The following is a 25,866-nucleotide window of genomic DNA, read 5'->3' as shown; positions in this document are numbered from 1 at the left end:
CTTGGAAGGGTGTTGAGTCTTCAATGATGGAACCGAGCGCTCGTCTCGTGCTGATCTCTCCTACGCGCCTGGCAGACGTGCGCCGGCGGACCGGCGGCCACTCCGACCGGACCATCGCCGAGGCCTGTGCCATCGGACTGGCGTACTGGGCGACGGGCAACAGCCCCGACGGCATCGACCTCGTCCCCGGCACGCTCTTCGCGGACGTCCTCGGATGGGTCGACAACGGCGGTACGGTGCCCAGCGGTTGGGAGGTCGGCGACGGGGCCCCGGACGGGACGCGCATCGCCGTCCCCGAGGGCGTCCCGCTCGCCGACGCACAGCGCGCGCTGGACGACCTGGCCGACTTCCCGGACCGGCCGATCGCCACCATCGGCCCGTCCGGTGTGGCGGAGCGGCTCACCACCCTGGCCGAGTGGAACGACACCGGCGCCGACCGGGTCCGGCCGACCATCGTGGAGATGTTCCGCGAGCAGGCTCGGGTCCGGCCGGACGCGGTCGCCATCGTCGACGAACACCGGTCGCTGACCTACCGCGAGGCGGCGGAGCTGTCGGCGCAGCTGGCCCACCACCTGATCGCACGCGGACTCACCGCCGAGCAGGTCGTCGGCATCTCGCTGGGCCGCTCCGCCGACATGGTCATCGGCCTGCTCGGAGTGCTGCAGGCCGGCTGCGCGTTCGTGCCGCTCGACCCGCAGTGGCCCGCCGCCCGCCGAGCCGTCGTCATCGACGACGCCAAGGTCGTGGTGCAGCTCAACGACTCCGGCGCGCACGATCCCGCCGAACCCGCCGCCCTCGCCGTCGACCTCGACGACTGGCGGTACGCCGAGCAGCCTTCCGAGGGCACCGGCGTCACCGTCCACGGCGACTCCCTCGCCTACGTGATCTTCACGTCCGGTTCGACCGGACGGCCCAAGGGCGCGATGATCCGGCACGAGGCGATCAGCGAGCGCCTGTTGTGGCAGGTCGACGAGATCCTGGGCTTCGGCCACGACGACGCCTCGCTGTTCAAGGCGCCGCTGTCGTTCGACATATCCATCAACGAGATCTTCCTGCCGCTGGTGTGCGGCGGCCGCCTCGTGGTCCTGCGGCCCGGCGGTGAACGCGACCCGCACCACCTGCTGAGCGTGATCGCCGAGCACCGCGTCACCTTCACCTACCTCGTCTCGTCCATGCTGGACGTCCTGCTGGAGATCGCGGGCGACTCCGACCGCCTCGACAGCATGCGGCACGTCTGGTGCGGCGGCGAGGTCCTCACCCCGGAGCTGTACGAGCGCTTCCGCACCCGGCTCGACATCCCCATGTACCACGGCTACGGCCCGGCCGAGACGACCATCGGCGTCTCCCACGTCATCTACCGGGGCGAGGCGGAGCGCCTGTCCACCTCCATCGGCAAGGCCAACCCCAACACCCAGCTCTACGTCCTCGACGACGAGCTGCGCCCGGTCCCGGTCGGCGTCGGCGGCGAGCTCTACGTGGGCGGCTTCCTCCTGGGGCGCGGCTACGTGGGCGCACCCGGCCTGACGGCCTCCCGCTTCGTGGCGAACCCCTTCGCGAACGACGGCTCCCGGCTGTACCGGACCGGCGACCTCGCGCGGTTCGTCCCGGACGGCTCGCTGGACTTCCTGGGCCGCGCGGACAACCAGATCAAGATCCGCGGCATGCGGCTCGAACTGGAGGACGTCGAGATCGGCCTCGCCGAGCACCCCGGGGTGCGGCACACCTGCGTCATCGCGAAGAAGAACAGCGCGGGCGGCACCTACCTCGTGGGATACGTCATCCCCACCGCCGGCAGCGAGGAACTGCGCGCGGACGAGGTCAAGGCGTGGGCCGTCGAGAACATGGTCGAGTACATGGTGCCCGCCCACATCGTCGTGATGACGGAGTTCCCGCTCACCGCGAACGGCAAGCTCGACCGGCGCGCCCTGCCCGAGCCCACGCTCGTGACCGGCTCGTACCTGCGGCCCTCCACCGACGAGGAGCGCGCCGTGTGCGCGGCCGTCGCGTCGGTACTGCGGCTGGAAGAGGTCGGCGTCGACCAGGACTTCTTCATGCTCGGCGGGGACAGCATCCTCGCGATCTCCCTGCTGAGCGCGCTGCGCGACGCGGGCCTCTACGTCACCGCGGGGCAGATCTTCGCCAACAGCGTCCTGGGCGCACTGGCGGCGGTGGCGAGCCGCGAGGACGTGGCCCGCCCCGACCACGCCGACGTCGCGACGGGTTCCGTCACGGGATCGCCCATCGTCCAGTGGCTCGGTCACACCACGGACGCGATCGACGGCTTCGTGCAGTCGGTCGTGCTGAACACCCCGGCCGACCTCGCCGCCGACGCCCTCGACGCGGTCCTCGCCTCCGTCGTGGCCCGACACGACATGCTGCGCGCACGACTCGTGCGCGGGGAGCGCTGGAGCTTCGACATACCGGAGGCCGACGGCAACCCGCCCGGTTGGCAGGAGAGCGACCGGCCGCTCGACGAGTGCGTGGCCCTCGCCACCGAGGGGCTGGACCCGGACAACGGCGTGATGCTGCGGGCCGTCTGGCGCCGCGAGGCACGCCAACTCGTCCTCGTCGTCCACCACGTGGTGATCGACGGCGTGTCCTGGCGGGTCCTGATGGAGGACCTGGCCACGGCATGGCGCCAGTACTCCGCCGGCGAGACGATCCAACTGCCCGCCGTGGGAACGTCGTTCCGGCGTTGGACGCAGCTCCTCGCGAGCGCGGCGTTCGACGAGGACCGCGCCTACTTCGACCGTCCCCTGCCGGGCCCCGACGCACCACTCGGCAGGCGCGCACGGTCCGAGGCCGACACGGTCGAGCGGGAGAGGGAGCGGACCGTCACGGTCGGCGCCGAGGTCACGGCCGCCCTGCTGGGCGAGGTCCCGGCGCGGTTCCACGCGGGCGTCAACGACGTCCTGCTGACCGCGCTCGCCGTCACCCTCGCCCGGTGGCGCCGCGACCGCGGCCAGGACCAGACGTTCGCGCACATCGAACTGGAGGGCCACGGCCGCGAAGGACGCCACGTGGCGGGTGCCTCCGGCGTCGAGCCCGACCTGTCGCGGACCGTCGGCTGGTTCACGACGCTGTTCCCGGTGTCCGTCGACCCGGGTGCGGCCGAGGACTTCACCGACCCCGAGTACCTCGCCGCCGCGCTCAAGGCGGTCAAGGAAGACCTCGCCCGGGTGCCGGGCAACGGCCTCTCCTACGGCGCCCTGCGCCACCTGACCGACGCCGCCTTCACGGCCCCCGCACCCCAGGTCCTCTTCAACTACCTGGGCCGCTTCGACGCGGGAGCCTCCGGGGACTGGCAGCTCTGCGGAGCCACCGGGCAACTGGGCGAGAAGCGCGACCCCAGGATGACCCTGCCGCGCGCCCTGGAGTTCAACGCGATCGCCGAACCCGCCGCCACCGGCGAGTACGAACTCGTCACCACCATCACCTGGCCCGACGGGATGTTCGGCGACACGGACATCGACACGATCGGCGAGTACTTCCGGGCGACCCTCGCCGCCCTGGCCGCGCTCGACCAGGGCGGCCACTCGCCCAGCGACTTCCCGCTGGTGCGGCTGACCCAGGCCGACGTCGACGACCTGGACGGCCCCGCGCTGCGCGCCGTCCTTCCCCTGACCCCGCTGCAGGAAGGCCTGTACTTCCACTCGGTCTTCGACGACGACTCCGCCGGCAGTTACGTCGAACAGCAGCTGCTGACACTGGAGGGCGAGCTCGACGCCGACCGGCTCGCGGCCGCGGCCACCCGGCTGCTCACCCTGTACCCCAACCTCGCCGCGCGGTTCACGGCCCTCGCCGACGGCCGGGTCGTCTCCGTACTGGAAAGCGGGGCCCGGGCGCCCTTCACCACGCTCGACCGGCCCGGCATCACCGACGAGGAGATACGCGACCACGCCGAGCGGGACCGCCGCGCCGGATTCGACCTGGCCACCGGCCCGCTGATGCGGTTCACGCTGATCCGCGACGCGGAAGCCGGCCGGAACGTCCTGGTGCAGACGGTCCACCACATCATCGCCGACGGCTGGTCGGTGCCGCCGATGCTCCGCGCGCTGCTCGCCGAGTACCACGCGCCGGGGAGCAGGTACCCGCTGAGCGGCTTCCCCGACTACGTCGCCTGGCTCGCGGGACGCGACGCCGACGAGAGCGACCGCGTCTGGGGAGCCGAGCTCGCCGAGCTGCCCGGCCCCTCGCTGGTGGCCAAGGACCACACCCCGTCCGACCGGTTCGCCGACACCTGCGTCGAGCCGGCCGACGACATCGACGCGGCCGCCCGCGCGGCCGGCGTGCCGCTGAGCGTGGCCGTGCACAGCGCCTGGGCATTGACCCTGGGCGGCATCCTGGGCACCGACGACGTCGTGTTCGGCTCCACCGTCTCCGGCCGCGACGCGGACGTCCCCGGCATCGGGGACATGGTCGGCCTGTTCATCAACACCGTGCCGCTGCGCGCCCGGTGGGCCGCCGACACCACGTCGCGCGACCTGCTGTCCTCGGTGCGCGAACACCAGGGCGCGGTACTGCCGCACCAGCACGTCTCGCTGGCCCGGATCGGCCGCCAGGCCGGTTTCGGTTCCCTCTTCGACACCCTCGTGGTGTTCGACGTGGCGACCGACGTGGCCGCCCTGCGCCGACCCGGCGACACGCTGGCCATCACCGACCTCGTCAACGAGGGAGCCCCCCACTACCCGCTCACGCTGGTCGTGGAGCGGTCCCTCGACGGCCGCCCGCGCTTCAACCTGATCTACGACGGCGAACTGCTCCGCGAGAGCAGCGCCCGGGACATCCTGGGGACGTTCTCGCACACCCTCGCCGGCCTGCTCGCCCGGCCGGACGCCCCCGTCGGCGACCTGCCGGCGGAGGACGCCGCCGGCCCCGCCCCGGTCACCGCGACCACCCTCGGCGAACTGTTCGACGCCGCGGCGGACCGGAACCCGGCGGCCACCGCCGTCACCCAGTGCGCGCTCGACGGCACCACCCGGTCGCTGACCTACGGAGAACTGGCCGCCGCGAAGAACGAACTGGCCGCCGCCCTGCGCGCGTCCGGTGTCCGGCCCGGCCGGCGCGTGGCCGTGGCCGTACCGCGCACCATCGAGCAGGTCGTCGCGCTCGTCGCGATCGTCAGCGCGGGCGGCGCGTACGTGCCGCTCGACATGGCCTACCCCGACGAGCGGCTGGAGTACGTCCTCGCGGACGCCGCGCCGCAGGCCGTCCTCGTCGACCCCGGGCAGCGGGAACGCTTCACCGCCCTGCTGGAGAAGGCCGGCGTCAGCGCCCGCGTCCTCGTACAGGGCGACGAACCGGCGCAGGACGCCGCCGACGCGGCGGACGCCGGAGCGGACGAGGTCACCTGGCACGACCCCGCGTACGTGATCTACACCTCCGGCTCCACCGGTCGGCCCAAGGGCGTCGTCGTCCCGCACTCCAGCGTGGTGACGCTGCTGGCCAACACCCGGCCGGACATGGGCTTCGGCCCGGACGACGTGTGGGTCCAGTTCCACTCGTACTCCTTCGACTTCGCGGTCTGGGAGCTGTGGGGCGCTCTGGCGCACGGCGGCGAGCTGCTGGTTCCCGACTACGGCCTGACCCGTTCCCCGGTCGACTTCCACCGCCTGGTCCGCGAACGCGGAGTGACCGTCCTCAACCAGACCCCGTCGGCCTTCTACCAGTTCGTCGAGGCCGACCGGCACGCCGGCGAGCCGCTCCCGGCACTGCGTCGGGTCATCTTCGGCGGCGAGGCGCTGGACCTCGGACGGCTGCGCGGCTGGGTCGAACGGCACGGCGCCGCGGCCCCCGAGCTGGTCAACATGTACGGCATCACCGAGACCACGGTCCACGTGACCCACCGGGTCCTGACCGACGCCGACTTCGGCGCCGGCGACGACGTGAGCCCCATCGGCGGCCCCATCCCCGGCCTGGTCACCCACCTGCTCGACGACCGGCTCCGGCCGGTGCCGCCGGGCCGGGTGGGCGCCATCTACGTGGCCGGCGACCAGGTCGCCCTCGGCTACCTGGGGCGGCCGGGCCTCACCGCCGGCCGGTTCGTGGCGAACCCGTTCGCGAGCGACGGTTCCCGCATGTACCACACGGGCGACCTCGCCCGCCGGACCCTCGACGGCGAGCTGGAGTTCGTCGGCCGCGCCGACGACCAGGTACAGCTCAAGGGCTTCCGCATCGAGCTCGGCGAGGTCGAGTCCGCGCTGCGGGACCTCGACGGCGTGGTCGACGTGGCCGTCACCGTGGCGGACAGCGGCGACCACCTGGTCGCGCACGTCGTGGGCCGGTTGACCGGCGACCTCTCCACCCTCCTCGCCGCGAAGCTGCCCGTGCACATGGTGCCCGGCCGGGTCCTGCCGGTGGACAGCCTGCCGCTGACCGTCAACGGCAAGCTGGACCGCAAGGCACTGATCGAGCGGGCCGCGCAGGACGAAACGCCGGTGGCCGTCACCGATTCCGCGCTCGCCTCGCTGGTCGGCATCTTCGCCGACACGCTGTCCCACCCGTCCGCCGACGCCGACACCGACTTCTTCGGCGCGGGCGGCGACAGCATCGTCGCCATCACCGTCGTCAACCGCGCCAGGGCGCTCGGCCTGCCGATCGCACCCCGCGACGTGTTCCTGCTGAAGACGCCGCGGGCGCTCGCCGAGCACCTGGCGGCGCGCGCGCCGCGGGCCGCCGCCTCCGCCCCGGCGGGCACCACCGTCCCCGCACGCCGCGAGGACGGCCCCGTGGCGCCGACGCCGATCATCCTGCGCCAGCGCGAACTGGGCGGCTCCCTCGCCCGGTTCGCCCAGGCCAGGACGGTGGAGGTGGCCGAAGGCACCGAGATCGCCGACATCGAGCGCGCCGCGAACGCGGTACTGGCCGCCCACCCGGCCCTGCGGATGCGACTGCACCGCGAGCACGGCGTCTGGACCCTGCGCACCGAACCCGCCCGCGAGGCCACCGTCCTGCGCGCCGACACGACCGACGCCACGGCCGCCGCGAACGAGGCCGCCGGACGACTCGACCCCGAGTCCGGGGACGTCACCGCGTTCACCTGGCTCGCGGCGAGCGGCACCCTCGTGATCACCGTGCACCACATCGCGGTCGACGCGGTGTCCTGGCTGATCCTGCTCGACGACATGGCCGCCGCGCTGCGGGGCGAGACCCTCGCCCCGGCGACCACGTCCTACGCCGAGTACGCCGAGGCGCTCGTCCTGCGCTCCGCCGCCGACGTCGCCGACCTCGGTCACTGGGTCGACACCCTCCAGGCGCCCCCGCTGCTCCCGGCGGTCGGCGGACTGCGCGACACCACCGTGGTGCTGGGGTCCGACGCCGGCGATCGGGTGACGCGCGTCGCCCCCGCCGCGCTCGGCGTCGCAACCACCGAGCTGCTCTGCGGCGCCCTGCGCACCGCCCTGACGAAGATCCAGCCGGCGCCCACCGATCTCGCGATCGAGCTGGAGCGCCACGGCCGGGTCGAGGTCCTGGAGCACCACGACTACACCCGTACGGTCGGTTGGTTCACCGCCATCGCGCCCGTCCGGCTCACCGCGCACACCGATCCGGTGGCGGCGGCCCGCGAGCTCGCCGAGCGGCAGCCGGACGAGTCCGGACACACCGCGTACGGCCGGCTGCGCTACCTCAACCCGCAGACGGCCCCGCTGTTGACGGCCCGCCCGCAGGTGCTGTTCAACTACCTCGGCCGGGGCACCGAGTCCGAGGTGCCGCAGATCACCGCCGGCGACCAGGGCAGCCCGTACGCCGTGGAGGTCAACGCCTGGACCGACGCGGCCACGGGCAGCCTGCACGCGGCCTTCACCCTCGCCGAGGAGATCCCCGACGAGATCACCACGCACTGGCTGCACGCCCTGGAGGCCATCGCGGAGGCCGCCACCGCGGCCGAACGCACGGCGCCGGTCACCGCGCTCCAGCGGGGCCTGTTCTTCCAGGCCCAGATGGCCGGCACGGCCGGACACTACGTCGCGCAGAGCTGGTTCACCTTCGACCGGCGTCTGGACACGGACGCGCTGGCCGAGGCCATGGGCGCCGTGATCGCACGCCACCCGGTCGTCGGCGCCGGCTTCACCACCGACGACGACGGGAACCCGGTCCAGGTCCTCAAGGCGGGCCGGCGGGTCGACGTCCACACGGTCGAGCTGTCGTCCGACGAGGAGGTCGCGGCCCTGCGCGAGCGGGACCGCAACACCGGATTCGACCCGGCCGAACCGCCGTTGATCCGGCTGACCGTGGTCCGGCTGCCCGACGGCCGTGACGGCCTGCTCCTCAGCTACCACCTGCTGCTGTGGGACGGGTGGTCCCGCGGGATCGTGCTGCGGGACCTGTTCGACGCCTACCGGGCCGTTCTCGCCGGCGAGCGTCCGAACGCGATCCCGGCCACGCCGGCCTTCGAGGACCACGCCCGGGAACTCGCCGCCAAGGACCCGGCGGTCTCGGAGCGGTTCTGGGCCGAGCACCTGGCCGGGCTCTCCGGCCCGACACTGCTGGCCGGACCGGCGCCGACCCTCTCGGACGACCTGCCGCCCGCTCTCGTCCACACGCTCCGCGCCGAACAGTCGCGGCTGCTGCGGGACACGGCCAAGAAGCACGGGGTGACGCTGAACTCGGTCCTCACCGGCGCGTTCGGCCTGCTCCTGGGCGCCCACACCGGCCGGAGCGACGCCGTGTTCGGCGTGACCGTCTCGGGCCGCGAGGGCGAGGGCCTGTCCGACATCGTCGGCGTGCTGCTCAACACCGTGCCCATGTGGACGCGGGCCAGGCCGCACGACACGGTCCGGGACTACCTGTCGGCCGTACAGGCGGCCAGGGTCGAGGCGATGGAGCACGAGCACCTCGGCCTCGGCGAGGTCCAGCGGGCCGGCGGCCACGACACCCTGTTCGACAACCTGTTCGTGCTCCAGAACTTCCTGGACATGGACGCGCTCACCGAGATGAACGCCCGCCACGGCATCACCGAGGTGAAATCGGACGACTCCACCCACTACCCGTTCACCTGGGTCGTCACGCCCGGAGACCGGCTCACGATCAAGCTGGAACACCGCCACGGCGACCACGACAGCGCCCGTCGCCTCCTCGACGACTACGTCGGTCTGCTGGAGGACCTGGCCCGGTCCACCGGACCGGTGGGCGCCCTGCGCGGCCTCGGGTCGCCGCCCGAGCCCGACGCCCGCACCGACATCGGCACCGACACCGTCGTCGACCGGTTCGACCGGGCGGCGGACCGCTCGCCCGAGCGGGTCGCGCTCGTCGCGCACGGCCGGAGCATGACCTTCGCCGAACTCCGGGACCGCAGCCGCCTGTTGGCGGGCGTACTCGCCGGACGCGGCATCGGGCCCGAGAAGACGGTGGGTCTGGCCATCCCGCGCTCGCCGGACTGGATCGTGGCGCTGTTCGCGGTGCTGCGCACCGGAGCCGCGTACGTGCCGCTGGAACTGGACCACCCGGACGAGCGGATCGCCGGCATCGTCGCGGACGCCCGCCCGGAGGTGATCCTCACCGTCAGCGCCGTGTCGCCCAGGCTGACCGGCGACCTGATCGAACTGGACCGGCCCCTCCCGGAGGCCGAGCCGCTCGTGACGTTCGCGCCGGACGACCCCGACCGCCTGCGGTACCCCGCGTACACGATCTACACCTCCGGTTCGACGGGGAAGCCCAAGGGCGTCGTGACCGAGTACGCCGGCCTCACCAACATGCTGATCAACCACCAGCGGCGCATCTTCGAACCGGTTCTGGCGGAGCACGGCAACCGGATCTTCCGGATCGCCCACACCGTGTCGTTCGCGTTCGACATGTCGTGGGAGGAACTGCTGTGGCTCGCCGACGGCCACGAAGTGCACATCTGCGACGAGGAACTGCGCCGCGACGCGCCCGCCCTGGTCGAGTACTGCCGTGAGCACGGGATCGACGTCGTCAACGTGACCCCGACCTACGCGCAGCAACTGGTCGCCGAGGGCCTCCTCGACAATCCGGCCCGGCGCCCCGCGCTGGTACTGCTGGGCGGCGAGGCGGTCACCCCGACCCTGTGGCAGCGGCTCGCCGCGACCGAGGGAACGGTCGGCTACAACCTGTACGGACCCACCGAGTACACCATCAACACCCTGGGCGTGGGTACCTTCGAGTGCCAGGACCCGGTGGTGGGCGTGGCGATCGACAACACCGACGTGTTCGTGCTGGACCCGTGGCTGCGGCCGCTGCCGGACGGCGTCCCCGGTGAGCTCTACGTCTCGGGCATCGGCATCGCCCGCGGCTACCTCGGTCAGCCGGCGCAGACCGCGCACCGGTTCGTCGCGTCGCCGTTCGGCGCACCCGGCGAGCGCATGTACCGCACCGGCGACCTGGTGGTCCGGCGGCCCGACGGGAACCTGATGTACCTCGGCCGCACCGACCAGCAGGTCAAGATCCGCGGCCACCGGGTCGAACTCGGCGAGGTCGAGGCCGCGTTCGCGGCGCACCCGGCGGTGCGGTTCACCGCCGCGGTCGCCCAGCCCGACCCGCAGGTCGACGGCGCCTACCGACTGGCCGCGTACCTCGTGCTCGACGGCTCCGACCTGGCGGCGGTCGCCGCCGAGGTGGGCGCCGCACTGCCGGACTTCCTGCGTCCGACCCACTACGCCCAGGTCGAGGCCATCCCGCTGACCGTGAACGGCAAGGCCGACACCAAGGCGCTGCCCGAACCCAAGCCGCTGGGATCGCTGACCACCTCGGCGGAGCGGGGACCGGAGACCGAGACCGAGACCACGGTCTGCGAGTTCTTCGCGGAGGCCCTGGACCTGGACGACGACGAGGTGAGCGCGGTGGGTGACTTCGTCTCCCTCGGGGGACACTCCATGTTGGCCGTACGTCTGGTAGGACTGCTGCGCCGCGAATTCGGCCCCGTGATCACCATCCGTGATCTGTTCACCCTCCGCACCCCGGAAGCGATTGCCCACCACGTCGATGACAACTCCTGACACGCAGAGGCCCCGCTCGGGGTCCGACATCCTCCGGACAGCCGTCCGGGGCAACGCCGGCGCCATGGTCTGGGGCACCGTCCTCATGGGCCTGTACCAGGCCGGTGAGACCGCCTTCCCCATCGCGCTCGGCCTGATCGTCGACCACACGATGCGGGAGCGGAGCCCGCAGGCGCTCGCCCTCTCGATCGCCGCGCTGGCCGTGATCATCACGACCGTGTCGCTGTCGTGGCGGTTCGGCATGCGCATCCTGCAGAAGGCCAACACGACCGAGGCCCACCGCTGGAGGGTGCGGGTCGCGGCCTGCGGCCTCCAGCCGGTGGCCCGGGACGTCGACCTCAAATCCGGCGAGGTGCTCACCATCGCCACCGAGGACGCCGACCAGACCGCCGACATCGTCGAGGTCGTGCCGATGCTGATCAGCTCCTCGGTCGCCGTGCTGATCGCGGCGATCGCGCTGAGCGTGGCGGACCTGCGCCTGGGCCTGCTGGTCATGGTGGGAACCGTGGCGATCCTCTCGGTCCTGAGCGTCATGTCCAAGAAGATCGGCTCCAGCACCAAGGAGCAGCAGGCCCGGGTGGCTCGGGCGGGTGCGAAGGTCGCCGACCTGATCACCGGGCTGCGCCCGCTGCACGGCTTCGGCGGCAACCACGCGGCCTTCCGCTCCTACCGGAAGGTCAGCACCGAGGCGAAGCAGCAGGCGATCACCGTCGCCGGCGTCAACGGCACCTACGCGGGCACCGCGCTGGCCCTCAACGCGACCCTCGCGGCCGCGGTGACCCTGATCGCCGGCTGGCTGGCCTTCAACGGGCAGATCAGCATCGGTGAGCTCGTCATGGCCGTGGGCCTGGCGCAGTTCATCATGGAACCGCTCAGGCTGTTCTCGGACATGCCCAAGTACGTGATGATGGCGCGCGCCTCGGCGGAACGGATGGCCCTGGTGCTGTCCGCCCCGCCCGTGGCGGCCTCGGGAACGGCGCGCCCGGACGCCGGCGGGGACCTGGAGATCGACTGCGTGCGGTACGAGTCCCTCCAGGGGCTGAAGTTCCACGTCCCGGCGGGCGAGTTCACGGCGATCGCGGCCTACCAGCCGCGGGCGGCGGCCGAGCTCGCGTCGATCCTGGCCCTGCACGTGCCCCCGACCGGGTACGAGGGAGTGGTGCGGCTCGGCGGGCAGGACCTCGGTGACCTGTCGGTCGAGGCGGTCCGCGAACACATGCTGGTGAACCCGTACGACGGGGAGATCTTCGCGGGCACGCTCCGCACGAACATCGATCCCTCGGGGACCAGTCGGACGGTGCCCGAGGCCGTCGAGGCGTCCATGCTGACCGATGTGGTCGCCCTGCACCGCCAGGGACTGGATCACGAGGTCCGCGACCGCGGCTCGAACCTCTCCGGAGGTCAGCGCCAGCGGCTGTCGCTCGCCCGGGCCCTGGCCGCGGACTCCGACGTGCTCGTCCTGCGGGACCCGACGACGGCCGTGGACGCGGTCACCGAGCAACTCGTCGCACGCAACATCGCGAAGCTGCGCCGGGGCCGTACCACCGTCGTCATCACCAGCAGTCCGGCCCTGCTGGACGCCGCCGACCGGGTCCTCGTCCTCGACGCGGGAGTCGTCACCGCGGAGGGCACCCACCGCGAACTGCTCGCCACCGACCCGGCGTACCGCCAGGCGGTGACCCGGTGACCCGGTGACCCGGTGGACCGCTGACAGAACGGGGCCCGGGGGTCCGGCGATCGCGCCGGGCCCCCGGGCCCCGTTCTCGTCAGGCCAGCGCCCAGGCGACATCCCGGAGCATGGCCTGGCGCCAGCCCGCCCGGTCGTGGCCCGCGGCCGTGCGCGACACCCGCACGGTCGCACCGGACTCCGCCGTCAGGGTCTCGACCAGTTCGCAGTGGGGACGCATGCGCGTCTCGTGCTCCCCCAGATCGAAGGCGATCCGCAGCCCGGCCGGGGCGGGGCGCTCCCGCAGGCGCGCGGCGATGGCGCCGCCGACCGGACCGCCCAGGGGGTCCGGCAGGTCCGCGGCCTCCGGCGTCCACCAGAACGACCCCGACTGGCAGGCGACGCGGGACACCAACTCCGGGAACTCCGTCGCCGCGTACATCGCGCTCAGCCCGCCGAGGCTCTGCCCGGCGACCACCAACCGGTCCAGGTCGGCGGGTACACCGCACTCCGCCACCAGGGGCAGCAGTTCGTCCCGTACCGCCTCCCACAGCTCGGGCCGGCAACCGAACTCGGCCTGCCGGTCCTTGGCCGGCAGGAAGACCAGCGTGACCGGGGGCATGTCGCCTGCGGCGACGGCCGCGTCGAACGCGGTCATGGCCGGGTGCAGGTACAGCCAGTCGTCGCCGTCGAGCAGCAGGACCACCGGCCCGCCGCCGCCCGCCGGATGGACCCGAACGGTGCGCCGCCCGCCGAGCAGCCCACCGGCCCAGCGGATCCGCGTGCGGGGCAGGGGCAGCACGTCGGCGGCGTCGACGGCCGGCCAGTGCGGCTGCGGGGGAGCGTCCGGGGTGGCGACGATGGACCGGTCACCGCCGGCGCCGACGGGGTTGAACGGATCGGCGTACGAGGCGTCACCGGCGAGGAACCGGTAGGTGACCCGGAGCCGTTCGGGCATGGGCACCTCGGCGTACCAGCAGTCCGTGTCGCGCCACCGGAGCAACGGCACCGGCTCCGACCAGCTTTCGAACCCGATGACCGCGGGGCTGCCGCGCCACAGGAACAGGGTGACCCAACCGCCTTTGCCGAACGGCACGGAGGCGGGCGTCGCGGCCGCCCAGAACTCATCGGTGCCGGGCGTGCCGTGCAGACCGAACGAGGCGAAGGGTTCCTCCGTGCCGTCCTCGGCGCGGACCTGTTCGTGTGCACGCATCGGTGCCTCCTTGTGAGGGGGAAGGGGAAACGTTAAGCTTGGAATTAGGCGAGCCTAACCTAAGCCAAGCTCTCCTCACTCTCGACCGAATCTCCCCACGGGCACGGCGCCCGCTGCCGGGCTGCGCGCCGCACGCGCCCCGACGGCACCGGCCGGTCCCGTCGGGCCCCAGGAGGAACCCCCATCATGAGCACCAACCCGTTCGATGACGCCGAAGGCCGTTTCCTGGTCCTGGTGAACGACGAGGGTCAGCACTCCCTCTGGCCCTCCTTCGCCGAGGCGCCCGGAGGGTGGGTGATCGCCCTTGAGGAGACCACCCGCGACGCGTGCCTGGAGTTCATCGAGTCCAGCTGGACCGACCTTCGCCCCCGGTCCCTCGCGGCGGCCGTCGACGCCTGACCGGGACCGCCCGGAGTCGGCCCGCACTGCCGGGTCGAGGCGGCCTCCTCGCCGGTCGGGCCGACTCCGCGGCACGGTGCGACGTGGCCCGGCCCGGCGGACCCCGCTCCGCCGGGCCGCCCCCACCGACCCTGCCCGCCCGCGGACATCGCGGTGGCGGCGGGGTCGCGCCATGTGGGCCGGCCCCCGATCCCCCGGGTGGGACGCCCGACGTGTGCCCCTCGATCGCCAACGCGTCGTGCCCGGCCGGGCGCTGACCACCAGGCCTCGCGGCGCGCCCCGCCATCGGTCGACGCCGGCGCGACCCTCTCGGCCCGAGGGGCCGGATCTTCCCGCCTTCCCCGCCTCCCCGCCTCCCCGCCCTCCCGCCTTCCCCGCCTCCCCGCCCTCCCGCCCTCCCGCCTTTCCGTCTCCTCGCCCCCGGCCGTGGTTCGCGGGGCCGCTCGAAGGTCTCGGGGGAGGCGGCTGCGGCATGCCCAAGGAGCGGTCGAGCGTGCGCGGTTGACAGGTTCGCGCGGCTCGGGGTCGAGCGCATTAGGTTAGGCTAAGCTAAGCGGGCTGATTCGACCGTGCGCCATCGACCACCCGACGCGGGCACCGCGCATGGCGCGGTGCACCGCATGAACACTGCCCTCGGCCCGCCGATCCGGCCGGGCCTGCCCACAATTGGAGTGGCTCCGTGAGCGTGACCGCCGCACTGGGATTCCTCGCCAGCGGAGTGACCGCAGGCATCAAGGACTCCGGTGACCCGGACCTGGCCCTGGTGGTGAACCGGGGACCGTCGCGCGCCGCCGCCGGTGTCTTCACCTCCAACCGTGTGCAGGCCGCGCCCGTGCGCTGGTCCCGCCGCGCCCTCGCCGACGGGCGGATCTCGGCCGTCGGCCTCAACTCCGGTGGCGCCAACGCCTGTACGGGCCCCGGCGGCGGCGAAGACGCACGGTCGATGGCCGAGCGCACGGCGCGGGCCGTGGACGTGACCGCGGACGAGGTGGCGGTGTGTTCCACCGGTCTGATCGGCATCCGGCTGCCGATGGACCGGGTGACGGACGGCATCGCCGCCGCCGCGGACGGGCTGTCGCCCGAGGGGGGCGCGGAGGCGGCCGTCGCGATCAAGACGACGGACTCGGTCCACAAGACGGCGGTCGCCGCCGGCGCCGGCTGGACGGTCGCAGGCATGGCGAAGGGCGCCGGCATGCTCGCCCCCGGTCTCGCCACCATGCCGGTCGTCACCACGGACGCCGACGTGAACGCCGACGTGCTCGACACGGCGCTGCGCGAGGCGGTGCGCACCACCTACGACCGCGTGGACTCGGACGGCTGCATGTCCACCAACGACACCGTGCTGCTGCTCGCCTCGGGCGCCCCGGGGCTCACGCCGGAACCCGCCGACCTCACCGCGGCGGCGCACGCCGTGTGCCACGACCCGGCACGCCAGTTGGTGGCGGACGCCGAGGGCGCGTCGAAGGAGATCGAGGTGGCGGTCGTCGGCGCGGCCTCGGAGGCGGACGCCGTGGAGGTGGGCCGCTCGGTGGCCCGGAACAACGTCCTCGTCCACGAGAACAGCGCCTACAGCTCGTGACCGGGGCGGAGATGACGCAGACGAAGACCCCGACCGCCGTGTCGAGCGGCCCGGACCAGCCGTGGCCGGAGGAACTCCAGGGCCGGACGGTGGTCGTCAAGTTCGGCGGCAACGCCATGGTGGACCCGTCCCTGCACCGGACCTTCGCCCAGGACGTGGTGGAGCTCTGGCACGCGGGCCTGCGGCCCGTCGTCGTACACGGCGGCGGCCCCCAGATCAGCGCGCTGCTCGACCGCCTCGGCCTGGAGGTGCGCTTCGAGGCCGGGCTGCGGGTGACCACTCCGGAGACGATGGACGTGGTGCGCATGGTGCTCACGGGCCAGGTCCAGCGCGAGCTGGTCGGAGCCATCAACGCCCACGGGCCCTTCGCCGTGGGCCTGTCGGGCGAGGACGCGCACACCATGACCGCCGTGCGACGACCGGCCTGGGTGGACGGCAGGCCGGTGGACATCGGCCTGGTCGGCGACGTGGTGGCCGTGGAGGCCGCGACGATAGCCGCACTGCTGGAGCAGGGCCGCATCCCCGTCGTCTCACCCGTCGCGCGCGGCGAGGACGGTCAGGTCTACAACGTCAACGCCGACCTCGCGGCGTCGGCACTGGCCGTGGCCCTCGGGGCCGACCGGCTCGTGGTGATGACCGACGTCGAGGGACTGTACGCGGACTGGCCGCACAGCACCGAGGTGATCGACCGCCTGACGGCCACCGAACTCGACGCACTGCTGCCCCAGCTCGCGAGCGGCATGCTCCCGAAGATGGAGGGCTGCCTGCGCGCCGTACGCGACGGCGTCGCCAAGGCGCGCGTGATCGACGGCCGGGTGCCCCACGCGCTGCTGCGGGGCGTCTTCACCAACGAGGGACCCGGCACCACGGTGGTGCCGGACGACGGACCCGGCCCCGAGGGGCCCGGTGGCAAGGAGGACGGCGCGTGACCGCCGACGGCACGACCCCGCTGGCCGAACGCTGGCGCGCGGTGATGATGGACACCTACGGCACGCCCCCGCTGGCGCTCGTCAGGGGTGAGGGCAGCACGGTGTGGGACGAGGACGGCCGCGCGTACACGGACTTCACCGGCGGGATCGCCGTCAACGCCCTCGGGCACGCCCACCCGGCCCTGGTCTCGGCCGTCCAGGACCAGGTCGCCCGGCTCGGCCACGTGTCGAACCTGTTCGTCTCGCAACCGCCCGTCGCGCTGGCGGAACGGCTGCTGGCCCTGCTGGGCAGGCCGGGCCGGGTGTTCTTCGCGAACTCGGGCACCGAGGCCGTCGAAGCCGCCTTCAAGATCGCCCGCCGGACCGGGCGCCCGCACCTGGTCGCGACGGAGGGAGGGTTCCACGGGCGCACCATGGGGGCGTTGGCACTCACCGGCCAGCCGTCCAAACGGGACCCCTTCCTGCCGTTGGCCGCCGAGGTCACGCACGTCCGCCACGGCGACACGGCGGCGCTCCGCGCGGCCGTCACGGAACGCACCGCGGCGGTCTTCCTCGAACCGGTACAGGGCGAGGCCGGGGTCGTCCTGCCGCCCGAGGGCTACCTGCGGGCCGCCCGCGAGATCACCCGGGCCGCGGGCAGCCTGCTCGTCCTGGACGAGGTACAGACCGGGATCGGCCGCACCGGCCACTGGTTCGCGCACCAGGCCGAGCCGGGAGCGGAGCCGGACGTGATCACCCTGGCGAAGGGCCTGGGCGGCGGTCTGCCGATCGGTGCCACGGTCGCCTTCGGCCCCGCCGCCGAGCTGCTGACCCCCGGTCAGCACGGTTCCACCTTCGGCGGCAACCCGATCGCGTGCGCGGCCGGGCTCGCCGTCCTGGACACCATCGAGAAGGAGGGGCTGCTCGACCACGCCGTACGGGTGGGCGAGCGGCTCGGGCGCGGCATCACGGCACTGGGTCACCCCGTGGTCCGGGAAGTGCGGGGAACGGGGCTGCTCTTGGGCATCGTCCTCGCCGAGCCGGTCGCCGCACGGGTCCAACGGGCGGCGCAGGACGCCGGGTTCCTCGTGAACGCGGCGGGCCCGGGCGTCGTACGGCTGGCGCCCGCCCTGACGCTGCCCGAGGGTCAGGCCGACGCCCTGGTGGCGGCGTTGCCCGCGATCCTCGCCGCCGCCCACGACAGCGGCGACGCGGCGCGCGCCGGGTCCTGACGTCCGCCGCGCACCGTCGCCGCCCCGGAGTCCGGGCGCGGGTGGTACGGCTCGGGGCGGGTCCCTCGCGGGCCCGCCCCCTCGCCGTCTACAGGGCGCGGGACAGGACGCGAGCGTTGCGCCCGGGGTCCAGTGACCGTGCCCAGGCGGTCGGCGCCAGGCTCGGGTGGGTCGGGGCGAAGCCGTGCCGCAGGAACAGGCCGCCGCTGCCGGTCGTCGCCGTGAACAGCGTCGTCAGCGAGCGACCGCGCGCCTTGGCGAACGCCGCGAGCAGCAGGCGGGCACCCATGCCCGTGCCCTGCCGGTGGCCCGCGACGCAGAAGTTGTACAGCACGCCGGCGGCGGGGTGTTCACGCAGCCCGAGGCAGCCTTCGAGGGTTCCGTCGGGGGCCTGGGCGACGAGGAAGTCGCAGGCCCGCGAGAGGTAGAGGGAGAGGGGACGCTCGCGGAGCGCCCCCGCGCGGACGAACGGCCGCGAGAGGGCGGCGAGTTCGGGGCCCTCGTCCTGGCGCGCCGGCCGTACCGAGAACTCGGGGGCGTCGTACCACCGGTTGGCGGTGGTGCGGGGCGACAGCGTGGCGAGCGCGGCGGTGGGCAGCGTGGCCGTGGTCAAGGTGTTCCTTCCTCGGTTCCGCCGTGCGCGGTTCGGGGGTCTCCGGACGGCGTCCAGGACGCCGGATCGTCGCGGACCCCCGGCGGAACGGTCTAAGTAAGGTTAGCCTTACCCGGGCGATTGAGCCAAGCCGACCCGGGCCGACGGCCGGAGGGGACGGTCGGCCGAGCCGGTCCGTCCCCTCCGGCTCCGTGCGTGGTTCACGCGGCGGGTCCGGCCGGACCCGGCCGGGCCGCGGCGCCCCCGGCGGCCTTCGCGCCCCGCCCCATGCCCAACGCCACCAAGGCCGCCGCCGCGACGACGATCGCCGCGTCGATCGCGAGCACCAACCGGGTCCCGTCGAAGAGCGAGGGGCCCGTGGTGGCGAGGACACCGAGCAGCGGGATCCCGATGGTGATGCCGACCTGCTGGGTGGTGGTGACCAGGCCGGTGGCCAGGCCCTGTTCCTCGTCGCGTACGCCGCTCGTCACGGTCACCCCGTACGAGATGATCGCGCCGAGGTGGCACATGCTGGCCAGCGACACGGCGACCGTCGCCAGCAGCGCGCCCGACCCCGTGCCCAGGGCGAGCAGCGCCGCGGTGAACAGGCCCTGCCCCAACAGGGAGCCGATCAGGGTGCGGCGGGCGCCGAACCGGCCGATGACCCGGGACGCGTACGAGCCGGCGACCGCCGACGCGACGCCCTGGACCCCGAACACCAGACCCGTCAGGAACGCCGACAGGTGCAGGGTCTCCTGGAGGTACAGGGTCAGCACGAAGACGACCGTGGACATCATCGAGAAGGTCACCAGGCCACCGAAGTTGCCCCAGGCCACCGTGCGCCGCCTGAGCATCGGCAGGGAGACGAGCGGGGCCGACGACCTGGACTCCACCACGACGAACGCGAGCAGCAGGACCGGACCGGCGACCAGCGTCACCCAGACGTCCGCGCCGTGGAAACCGCGCTGGGCGGCCGTGGAGAGGGCGTAGATCAGCGCGAGCAGCCCGCCGGTGACCGTGACCGCGCCCGGCACGTCCAGCCGCGGCCGCTCGGAGGTGCGGGACTCGGGCAGCAGGCGCGGGGCGACGGCGAGCACGACCACCGACGCGGCGGCGAGCAGCCCCATCGTGGAGCGCCAGCCCAACGTGTCGGTCATGACGCCACCGAGGACCATGCCGACCGTGAACCCGAGCGACAGCAGGGTTCCGGAGATGCCGAGCGCCTTGTCGCGCAGCGGGCCCTCCGGGAAGGTCGTCGTCAGCAAGGACATGCCCGTCGGCACGATGACCGCCGCGCCGAGGCCCTGGAGCAAGCGGCCGGTCAGGAAGGACGCCGGGTCCCAGGCGAGGGCGGTGAGCAGGGAGGCGGCGCCGAACAGCGCGAGCCCGGTGAGGAAGAGCCGCTTGCGTCCGTGGAGGTCGGCGACCCGGCCGAAGAGCAGCAGGAAGCCCCCGGAGGGCAACGCGAAGGCGGTGACCGCCCATTGCAGGGCCGACTGGCTCAGACCCAGGTCCTTGCCGAGCACCGGCAGGGCGACGTTCAGTACGGAGAAGTCGAGCGCCACCATGAACTGGGCGGCGCACAGCACGAAGAGGACGAGCTTGGCCCGGCCGGTGAGCCGGTCACCCCCCTCGGTCGCCGACGGCGGCCCGGTGAGTGTGGTGTGTGTGTCGATAGCCATGACCACACCCTCGCCGCCCGGGAATGCCCGTGGAGAGTGGGAACTTATCCTGTTGGTGGCACCACCAGGGTGCCGACAGGGGGAGTCCGTGGCCACACCGTTCGACAAGCACCGCCGTTCCGAGCTGCGCGAGTTCCTGATGAGCCGGCGGGCCCGGATCACCCCGGCGGTGGCCGGACTGCCGGACGGCGGGGCCCGCCGCCGCACCCCCGGGCTGCGCAGGGAGGAGGTCGCCGTCCTCGCCGGGGTCGGGGTCTCCTGGTACCAGTGGCTGGAGCAGGGCCGTGACATCACGGTGTCGCCCCAGGTCCTCGACGCGGTGGCCCGCGTCCTCAAGCTGACCAGCGCCGAACGCCGGCACCTCTACGTGCTGGCCGGGCTCAATCCGCCCGTCCTCGAAGTGGCCGCGGCCGACCGGGACATGTGCCACGGGCTGAAGCGGCTGATCGACGCGTGGATGCCGTTCCCCGCGCACATCATGGACGTCTACTGGAACACGGTGATGTACAACGACGCGGCCGCCCTGGTGCTCGGCATGCGCCCGGAGATCGTGCAGAACTGTCTGATCGCCTTCTTCACCGACCCCCTCTACCGGGCCCGCTCCAAGCACTGGGAGGAGGTCGCCTGCCACGTCGTCGCCCAGTTCCGGGCGGCGTGCTCGGAGTGCCCCGACGACGAGGGATTCCGCTCGGTCGTCGAGGAGGCCAAGGAGGCCAGCCCCGAGTTCACCGCGCTGTGGGAACGGCGGGACGTCCGGCCCGGCGGCCTGCTCCGCAAGGAGATCGAGCACCCGATCGTGGGCGCGCTCTTCTTCGAGTCGACCCAACTGCGCGTGCCGGCCCGCCCCGACCTGGGGATCGTGCTGCACACCCCGTTGCCGGAGGCGGCCACGGCGGAGAAACTGGACTGGCTGACGTCTCCGGAGGGCCGGCGGGGGGTCCTGTACCCGCTCGCGGGCTGAGCCCCCGCCGGGGCCCGCGTCCCATGGTGCGGACGGACGTTCCACGAGGAGACTCTCGCGCACGACGAGCGGCGGAGGTGTCGAGATGGCGACGAGCGGCGCACCCGACCCCGGGCTGTACGGCCCCGGGTCCGTCACCTGGCAGTGTCACGGCGACCCGATGATGTGGATCGCCGGGATCCGCGCCCTCTACCTGCAGGCCCTGCACCCCCTCGCGGTCCGCGGGGTCATGGAGAACAGAGACTTCCGGCGGGACGCGTGGGGCCGGCTGCTGCGCACCGCCGATTTCGTCGGCACCCTCACCTACGGCACCACCGAGGCCGCGGAACACGCCGGCGCCCACGTGCGCGGGATCCACCGGAAGCTGTCCGCCACGGACCCCGCCACCGGCGAGCGGGTCCCCGTGGACGACCCGGCACTGCTGCTCTGGGTGCACTGCGCGCAGATCGACAGTTTCCTGCACGTCCTGCGCCGTTCGGGCTTTCCCCTCACACCCGAGCAGGCCGACCGTTACGTGGACGAGAACCGCGTCAACGCCCGCCTCGTCGGATTGGACCCGGCCGGGGTCCCCGCCGACACCGCCGCCCTCGCCGGCTACTTCGAGCGGATCCGGCCGGAACTCGCGGCCGGTCCCGACGCGCACGCCGTGGACGACTTCCTGCGGGGCCCGCCCGTCCATCCCCTCCTCGTGCCTGGCCGAAACCTGCTGTGGCGCCCCGTGGCCGGGCTCGCCTACGGATCGCTCCCCGGGTACGCGCACCGGCTCTACGGCAGGCCCGCCCCCGCCCCACGAGTCGTCACCCGTCACCTGCGTCTCACCGGACGCGTCCTGCGCGGCATTCCCGCAGGTCTGCGTTGGCAACTGCCACCAGGTCACATCTTGAAAGCGATGCGCCGCATGGGCTCCGACAGCCGGCCCTCGGCGTACACACTGCGTACATCAGCGGCCATACTGGACCGGCCGGGGAGGGCGTAGCACGACACACGGGGGCGGCTTCAAGACATGGCGGAGTCCAGACTGATCCAAGGCCGGTACCGGTCGCTCGACCTCATCGGTCGCGGTGGCATGGGCGAGGTCTGGCGGGCCCGGGACGAGTCGCTGGGGCGGCAGGTCGCGGTCAAATGCCTCAAGCCCATGGGGCCCGAGCAGGACGGCCACTTCACCCAGGTGCTGCGCGAGCGCTTCCGCCGCGAGGCGCGCGTGGCGGCCTCCCTCCAGCACCGCGGGGTGACGGTCGTCCACGACTTCGGCGACGACAGCGCCGCCGGCGGGCCCCTCTACCTCGTCATGGAACTCCTGGAAGGGCGCAACCTCAGCCAGCTGCTGGAGGACAACGAGTCCCGTCCGCTCCCCGTCGACGTGGTCGTCGACGTCGCGGAGCAGATGGCGGCGGCCCTCGGCTACACGCACGACCAGGGCGTGGTCCACCGCGACCTGAAGCCCGCCAACATCATGCGCCTCACCGACGGCACGGTGAAGATCTGTGACTTCGGCATCGCCCGCCTCGCCCACGACATCGGCTTCACCGCCAAGCTCACCGGCGGCGGCATGGCGATGGGCACCCCCCACTACATGTCCCCCGAGCAGATCGCGGGCGGTGAGGTCGACCACCGCAGCGACCTCTACTCCCTCGGCTGCGTCCTGTACGAGATCGCCACCGGCGCCCCGCCCTTCGACCTCGGCGACTCCTGGTCCGTACTGGTCGGGCACCGTGACACGATCCCCGTCCCGCTGCGCGAGCACCGCCCCGAGCTGCCCGAACACTTCGAGCGACTGGTCCTCGACCTGCTCGCCAAGCGACCCGAGGACCGCCCCGGCGACGCCCGCCACCTGCACCGCCGGCTCGTCGAGGCCCGGCTGGGCCCGGGCGGGCCGGTGGGCGCCCCGGCCCCGCTGCCCGCGTGGGCCGCCGGGATGACCGCCGGACGCAAGGCCGGCCTCGACACCCGCCCCGCGAGCGGGGAGTGGGCCGTGCTCACCGGTTCCTGGACGGCGATCCGCGCCGACGGGGCCCGGCCGATCGTGCGGCCCGACGCAGCCGCGGACCCGCGGCTCACCGCCGCCTACGGACTCCCGCGCGCCCCGTCACCCGAGCCGGGCGACCCCGACCATCCCGACGCGCTGGCCGCCGGACACACCCGCGCCTTCACCCTCAGCCGCGCCGGCCGGCCCGAGGAGGCGTTGGCCGTGTACGCGGCCGTGGCCCGCGGCCGGGCACGCACGCTCGGCCCCGACCACCCCGACACCCTCGCCGCCCGCCAGGAGGAGGCGTACGAACTCGGCCGGCTCGGACGCCACCGCGAGGCGTACGAGGTCTACGGCGCGGTGCTCGCCGCCCGCGCCCGCACCATGGGCCCGCGCCACCCCGACACCCTGCGCTGCCGCCACAACCTGGCCTGCGCCATGGGAGCCCTCGGCCGGTACGTCGACGCCCACCGGATCGCCGCCGAGGTCGCCGCCGACCGGGCGGAGGTGCTGGGCGCCGAGCACGCCGACACGCTCCTCACCCGCTACGAGGTCGCCTACGCCCTGGGCCGCCTCGACCGCTGGGATGACGCGCTGGCCGCGTTCCGTCAAGTCGCCGCCGTACGGGAGCGCGTCCTCGGCCGCGACCACCCCGACGCCCTCGCCGCCCGCTACGAGGTCGCCATCGCACTGGGCCGCACCGGACGTCCCGCGGACGCCGTCGAAGTGCTGCGGGTTCTGGTCCGCGACCGTACCCGCGCCTACGGGGCGGCCGACCCCGAGACCCTGCGCGCCCGGCACGTCCTCGGCGTCAACCTGGGCAGGCTGGAGCGCTGGGACGAGGCGGTGGCCGAGGCCCGCGAGGTGGGCGGGGCCCGCGCCGAGGCCCTCGGCGCCGAGCATCCGGACACCCTGGTGAGCCGCCGCGAACTCGCCGTCGGGCTGGGTCGGCTGGGCCGGTGGGACGAGGCACTGCCCATCTACCGGGAACTCTCCGGCATCCGCGAACGCTCCCTCGGCGACGACCACCCCGACACCGCGCTCGCCCACGCCGACGAGGCACACTGCCTGGAGCGGCTCGGCCAGGTGTGCTACCAAGAACCATGACCACCTCCGCGGGCTTCCGGCAGGGCGACGGGCAGGGCATCGGGCAGGGCCCACGACGGGCCGTGTACGACGCGGTGATCGTGGGCGGCGGTCACAACGGCCTGGTGGCCGCCGCCTACCTGGCCCGCGCGGGCAAGTCCGTACTGGTCCTGGAACGCCTGGGGCACATCGGCGGCGCCGCCGTCTCCACGCGCCCCTTCGCGGGCGTGGACGCCAAGCTCTCGCGCTACTCCTACCTCGTCTCCCTGCTTCCGGCGAAGATCGTGCGCGAGCTGGGACTGCGCTTCGAGGTCCGGCGCCGCACGATCTCCTCGTACACCCCGGTCGAGCGCGCCGGCCGGCCGGGCGGACTGCTCGTCGGCGGCGACGAGGCCCGCACCCGGGAGTCCTTCGCACGACTGACCGGCTCCGACCGGGAGTACGACAACTGGCGCGCCTTCCACGGGACCACGGCCGAGGTCGCCCGCACGGTGTTCCCGACCCTGACCGAGCCGCTCCCCACCCGGGAGGAACTGCGGACCCGGGTCGGCGACGACGCCGCCTGGCGGATGCTGTTCGAGGAGCCGCTGGGCCTGGCGATCGAGCGGAACTTCGCCGACGACCTCGTCCGGGGCGTGGTGCTCACCGACGGACTGATCGGTACCTTCGCGGACGCCCACGACCCCTCGCTCGCGCAGAACCGCTGTTTCCTCTACCACGTCATCGGCGGCGGGACCGGGGACTGGGACGTGCCCGTCGGCGGCATGGGCGCGCTCACCGACGCCCTGGCCGAGGCCGCGCTGACGGCCGGCGCCGAGATCGCCACCGGCCACGAGGCCCTGCGGATCGACACCGACGGAGTCGGGCCGGCCGAGGTGACCTACCGGACCGCGACGGCGGAGGGAGCCGTCGCCGCGACGACCGTGCTCGTCAACGCCTCGCCGCGGGCGCTGGCGGAACTCCTCGGGCAGCCCCCGGCCGACCCGCCGGCGGAAGGGGCCCAACTCAAGGTCAACATGCTGCTGCGCCGGTTGCCCCGGCTGCGCGACGCGTCGGTGGACCCGCGCGAGGCCTTCGGGGGGACCTTCCACGTCGCCGAGGGGTACGAGCAGCTCGCCCGGGCCCACGCCGAGGCGGCCGGCGGTGAACTGCCCTCCGTGCCGCCCTCGGAGATCTACTGCCATTCGCTGACCGATCCCACGATCCTGGGGCGGGACCTCGTCGAGCAGGGCTACCAGACCCTCACCCTGTTCGGTCTGCACACCCCGGCCCGGCTGTTCGAGAAGGACAACCGGGTCACGCGCGAGGTGCTGTTGGCCGGTACCCTCGCGCAGCTCGACGCGCACCTGGCCGAGCCGCTCACCGAGTGCCTGGCCCTCGACGAGGACGGCCGTCCCTGCATCGAGGCCAAGACCCCGCTCGACCTGGAACGCGAACTGCGCCTGCCCGGCGGTCACATCTTCCACCGCGACCTGTCCTGGCCGTACGGGGACGGCCGGGAGGCGGGGCGGTGGGGCGTGGAGACCCCGCACGCCAACGTGCTGCTGTGCGGGGCCGGCGCCGTGCGCGGCGGCGGGGTCAGCGGGGTGCCCGGCCACAACGCGGCGATGGCGGTGCTGGGACGCTGACC

General features: G+C 73.4%; 12 protein-coding genes and 1 pseudogene. 10 read left to right on the top strand and 3 right to left on the bottom strand.

From position 1 onward, the window contains the following. Positions 1-23 precede the first annotated feature (23 nt). Together ACIRO3_RS07450 and ACIRO3_RS07445 are read left to right on the top strand one after the other, a co-directional pair. Positions 24-10,952, top strand: coding sequence for an amino acid adenylation domain-containing protein (locus ACIRO3_RS07450; RefSeq protein WP_404133532.1), 10,929 nt, complete (start codon positions 24-26; stop codon positions 10,950-10,952). Beyond that, positions 10,939-12,639, top strand: coding sequence for an ABC transporter ATP-binding protein (locus ACIRO3_RS07445; RefSeq protein WP_361776832.1), 1,701 nt, complete (start codon positions 10,939-10,941; stop codon positions 12,637-12,639). Before ACIRO3_RS07450 ends, ACIRO3_RS07445 begins: the two co-directional genes overlap by 14 nt. A gap of 79 nt (positions 12,640-12,718) precedes the next feature. Here the strand turns inward: ACIRO3_RS07445 and ACIRO3_RS07440 are convergent, their stop codons facing one another. Continuing rightward, positions 12,719-13,831, bottom strand: coding sequence for an alpha/beta fold hydrolase (locus ACIRO3_RS07440; RefSeq protein ID WP_404133530.1), 1,113 nt, complete (start codon positions 13,829-13,831; stop codon positions 12,719-12,721). Between the two features lie 186 nt (positions 13,832-14,017). Here ACIRO3_RS07440 and ACIRO3_RS07435 point away from each other — a divergent pair, with 186 nt between their 5' ends. The 4 genes and pseudogenes from ACIRO3_RS07435 to ACIRO3_RS07420 all read left to right on the top strand — a co-directional run bounded on the left by ACIRO3_RS07435 (position 14,018) and on the right by ACIRO3_RS07420 (position 17,949). Then, the gene (locus ACIRO3_RS07435) at positions 14,018-14,230 is read left to right on the top strand and encodes an MbtH family protein (RefSeq protein WP_361776838.1); all 213 of its coding nucleotides are present in this window, start codon (positions 14,018-14,020) and stop codon (positions 14,228-14,230) included. A gap of 679 nt (positions 14,231-14,909) precedes the next feature. Then, positions 14,910-15,779 (top strand): annotated as a pseudogene (locus tag ACIRO3_RS07430) (bifunctional ornithine acetyltransferase/N-acetylglutamate synthase); the annotation flags it as partial. 41 nt (positions 15,780-15,820) lie between these two features. Beyond that, a complete protein-coding gene (gene argB / locus ACIRO3_RS07425; protein WP_404133527.1) occupies positions 15,821-16,738 on the top strand; it encodes an acetylglutamate kinase in 918 nt (305 codons plus the stop codon). 44 nt (positions 16,739-16,782) lie between these two features. Further along, positions 16,783-17,949, top strand: coding sequence for an acetylornithine transaminase (locus ACIRO3_RS07420; protein WP_404134113.1), 1,167 nt, complete (start codon positions 16,783-16,785; stop codon positions 17,947-17,949). An 88-nt stretch (positions 17,950-18,037) separates the two neighbouring features. Here the strand turns inward: ACIRO3_RS07420 and ACIRO3_RS07415 are convergent, their stop codons facing one another. Together ACIRO3_RS07415 and ACIRO3_RS07410 are read right to left on the bottom strand one after the other, a co-directional pair. Beyond that, a complete protein-coding gene (locus tag ACIRO3_RS07415; RefSeq protein WP_404134110.1) occupies positions 18,038-18,523 on the bottom strand; it encodes a GNAT family N-acetyltransferase in 486 nt (161 codons plus the stop codon). A 239-nt stretch (positions 18,524-18,762) separates the two neighbouring features. Next, on the bottom strand, positions 18,763-20,223 hold the full coding sequence (locus tag ACIRO3_RS07410; protein WP_404133524.1) for an MFS transporter: 1,461 nt from the start codon (positions 20,221-20,223) through the stop codon (positions 18,763-18,765). A 139-nt stretch (positions 20,224-20,362) separates the two neighbouring features. Here ACIRO3_RS07410 and ACIRO3_RS07405 point away from each other — a divergent pair, with 139 nt between their 5' ends. The 4 genes from ACIRO3_RS07405 (at position 20,363) to ACIRO3_RS07390 (ending at position 25,864) form a co-directional block, all read left to right on the top strand. Beyond that, positions 20,363-21,184: a helix-turn-helix transcriptional regulator gene (locus tag ACIRO3_RS07405; protein WP_365996795.1), complete on the top strand. Its 822-nt coding sequence runs from the start codon at positions 20,363-20,365 to the stop codon at positions 21,182-21,184. 85 nt (positions 21,185-21,269) lie between these two features. After that, positions 21,270-22,160: an oxygenase MpaB family protein gene (locus ACIRO3_RS07400; RefSeq protein WP_404133523.1), complete on the top strand. Its 891-nt coding sequence runs from the start codon at positions 21,270-21,272 to the stop codon at positions 22,158-22,160. Positions 22,161-22,187: 27 nt separating this feature from the next. Next, positions 22,188-24,257: a tetratricopeptide repeat protein gene (locus ACIRO3_RS07395; RefSeq protein WP_404133520.1), complete on the top strand. Its 2,070-nt coding sequence runs from the start codon at positions 22,188-22,190 to the stop codon at positions 24,255-24,257. Continuing rightward, on the top strand, positions 24,254-25,864 hold the full coding sequence (locus tag ACIRO3_RS07390) for a phytoene desaturase family protein (RefSeq protein ID WP_404133517.1): 1,611 nt from the start codon (positions 24,254-24,256) through the stop codon (positions 25,862-25,864). Before ACIRO3_RS07395 ends, ACIRO3_RS07390 begins: the two co-directional genes overlap by 4 nt. The last annotated feature ends 2 nt before the right edge of the window (positions 25,865-25,866 follow it).

It is taken from the genome of Streptomyces sp. NPDC102278, assembly GCF_044766345.1.
Lineage (GTDB): Bacteria > Actinomycetota > Actinomycetes > Streptomycetales > Streptomycetaceae > Streptomyces.
Note: the sequence above shows the minus strand (reverse complement) of the source record. Positions and strands in the feature narration are given on the sequence as shown.

What these genes read in the sequence shown, in the direction of transcription:
- ACIRO3_RS07420 (WP_404134113.1), top strand. Translation starts at nt 16,783, where the DNA reads ATGATGGACACCTACGGCACGCCCCCGCTGGCGCTCGTCAGGGGTGAG.
- ACIRO3_RS07400 (WP_404133523.1), top strand. Translation starts at nt 21,270, where the DNA reads ATGGCGACGAGCGGCGCACCCGACCCCGGGCTGTACGGCCCCGGGTCC.
- ACIRO3_RS07450 (WP_404133532.1), top strand. Translation starts at nt 24, where the DNA reads ATGATGGAACCGAGCGCTCGTCTCGTGCTGATCTCTCCTACGCGCCTG.
- argB (WP_404133527.1), top strand. Translation starts at nt 15,821, where the DNA reads ATGACGCAGACGAAGACCCCGACCGCCGTGTCGAGCGGCCCGGACCAG.
- ACIRO3_RS07395 (WP_404133520.1), top strand. Translation starts at nt 22,188, where the DNA reads ATGGCGGAGTCCAGACTGATCCAAGGCCGGTACCGGTCGCTCGACCTC.
- ACIRO3_RS07435 (WP_361776838.1), top strand. Translation starts at nt 14,018, where the DNA reads ATGAGCACCAACCCGTTCGATGACGCCGAAGGCCGTTTCCTGGTCCTG.
- ACIRO3_RS07390 (WP_404133517.1), top strand. Translation starts at nt 24,254, where the DNA reads ATGACCACCTCCGCGGGCTTCCGGCAGGGCGACGGGCAGGGCATCGGG.
- ACIRO3_RS07440 (WP_404133530.1), bottom strand. Translation starts at nt 13,831, where the DNA reads ATGCGTGCACACGAACAGGTCCGCGCCGAGGACGGCACGGAGGAACCC.
- ACIRO3_RS07445 (WP_361776832.1), top strand. Translation starts at nt 10,939, where the DNA reads ATGACAACTCCTGACACGCAGAGGCCCCGCTCGGGGTCCGACATCCTC.
- ACIRO3_RS07410 (WP_404133524.1), bottom strand. Translation starts at nt 20,223, where the DNA reads ATGGCTATCGACACACACACCACACTCACCGGGCCGCCGTCGGCGACC.
- ACIRO3_RS07405 (WP_365996795.1), top strand. Translation starts at nt 20,363, where the DNA reads ATGAGCCGGCGGGCCCGGATCACCCCGGCGGTGGCCGGACTGCCGGAC.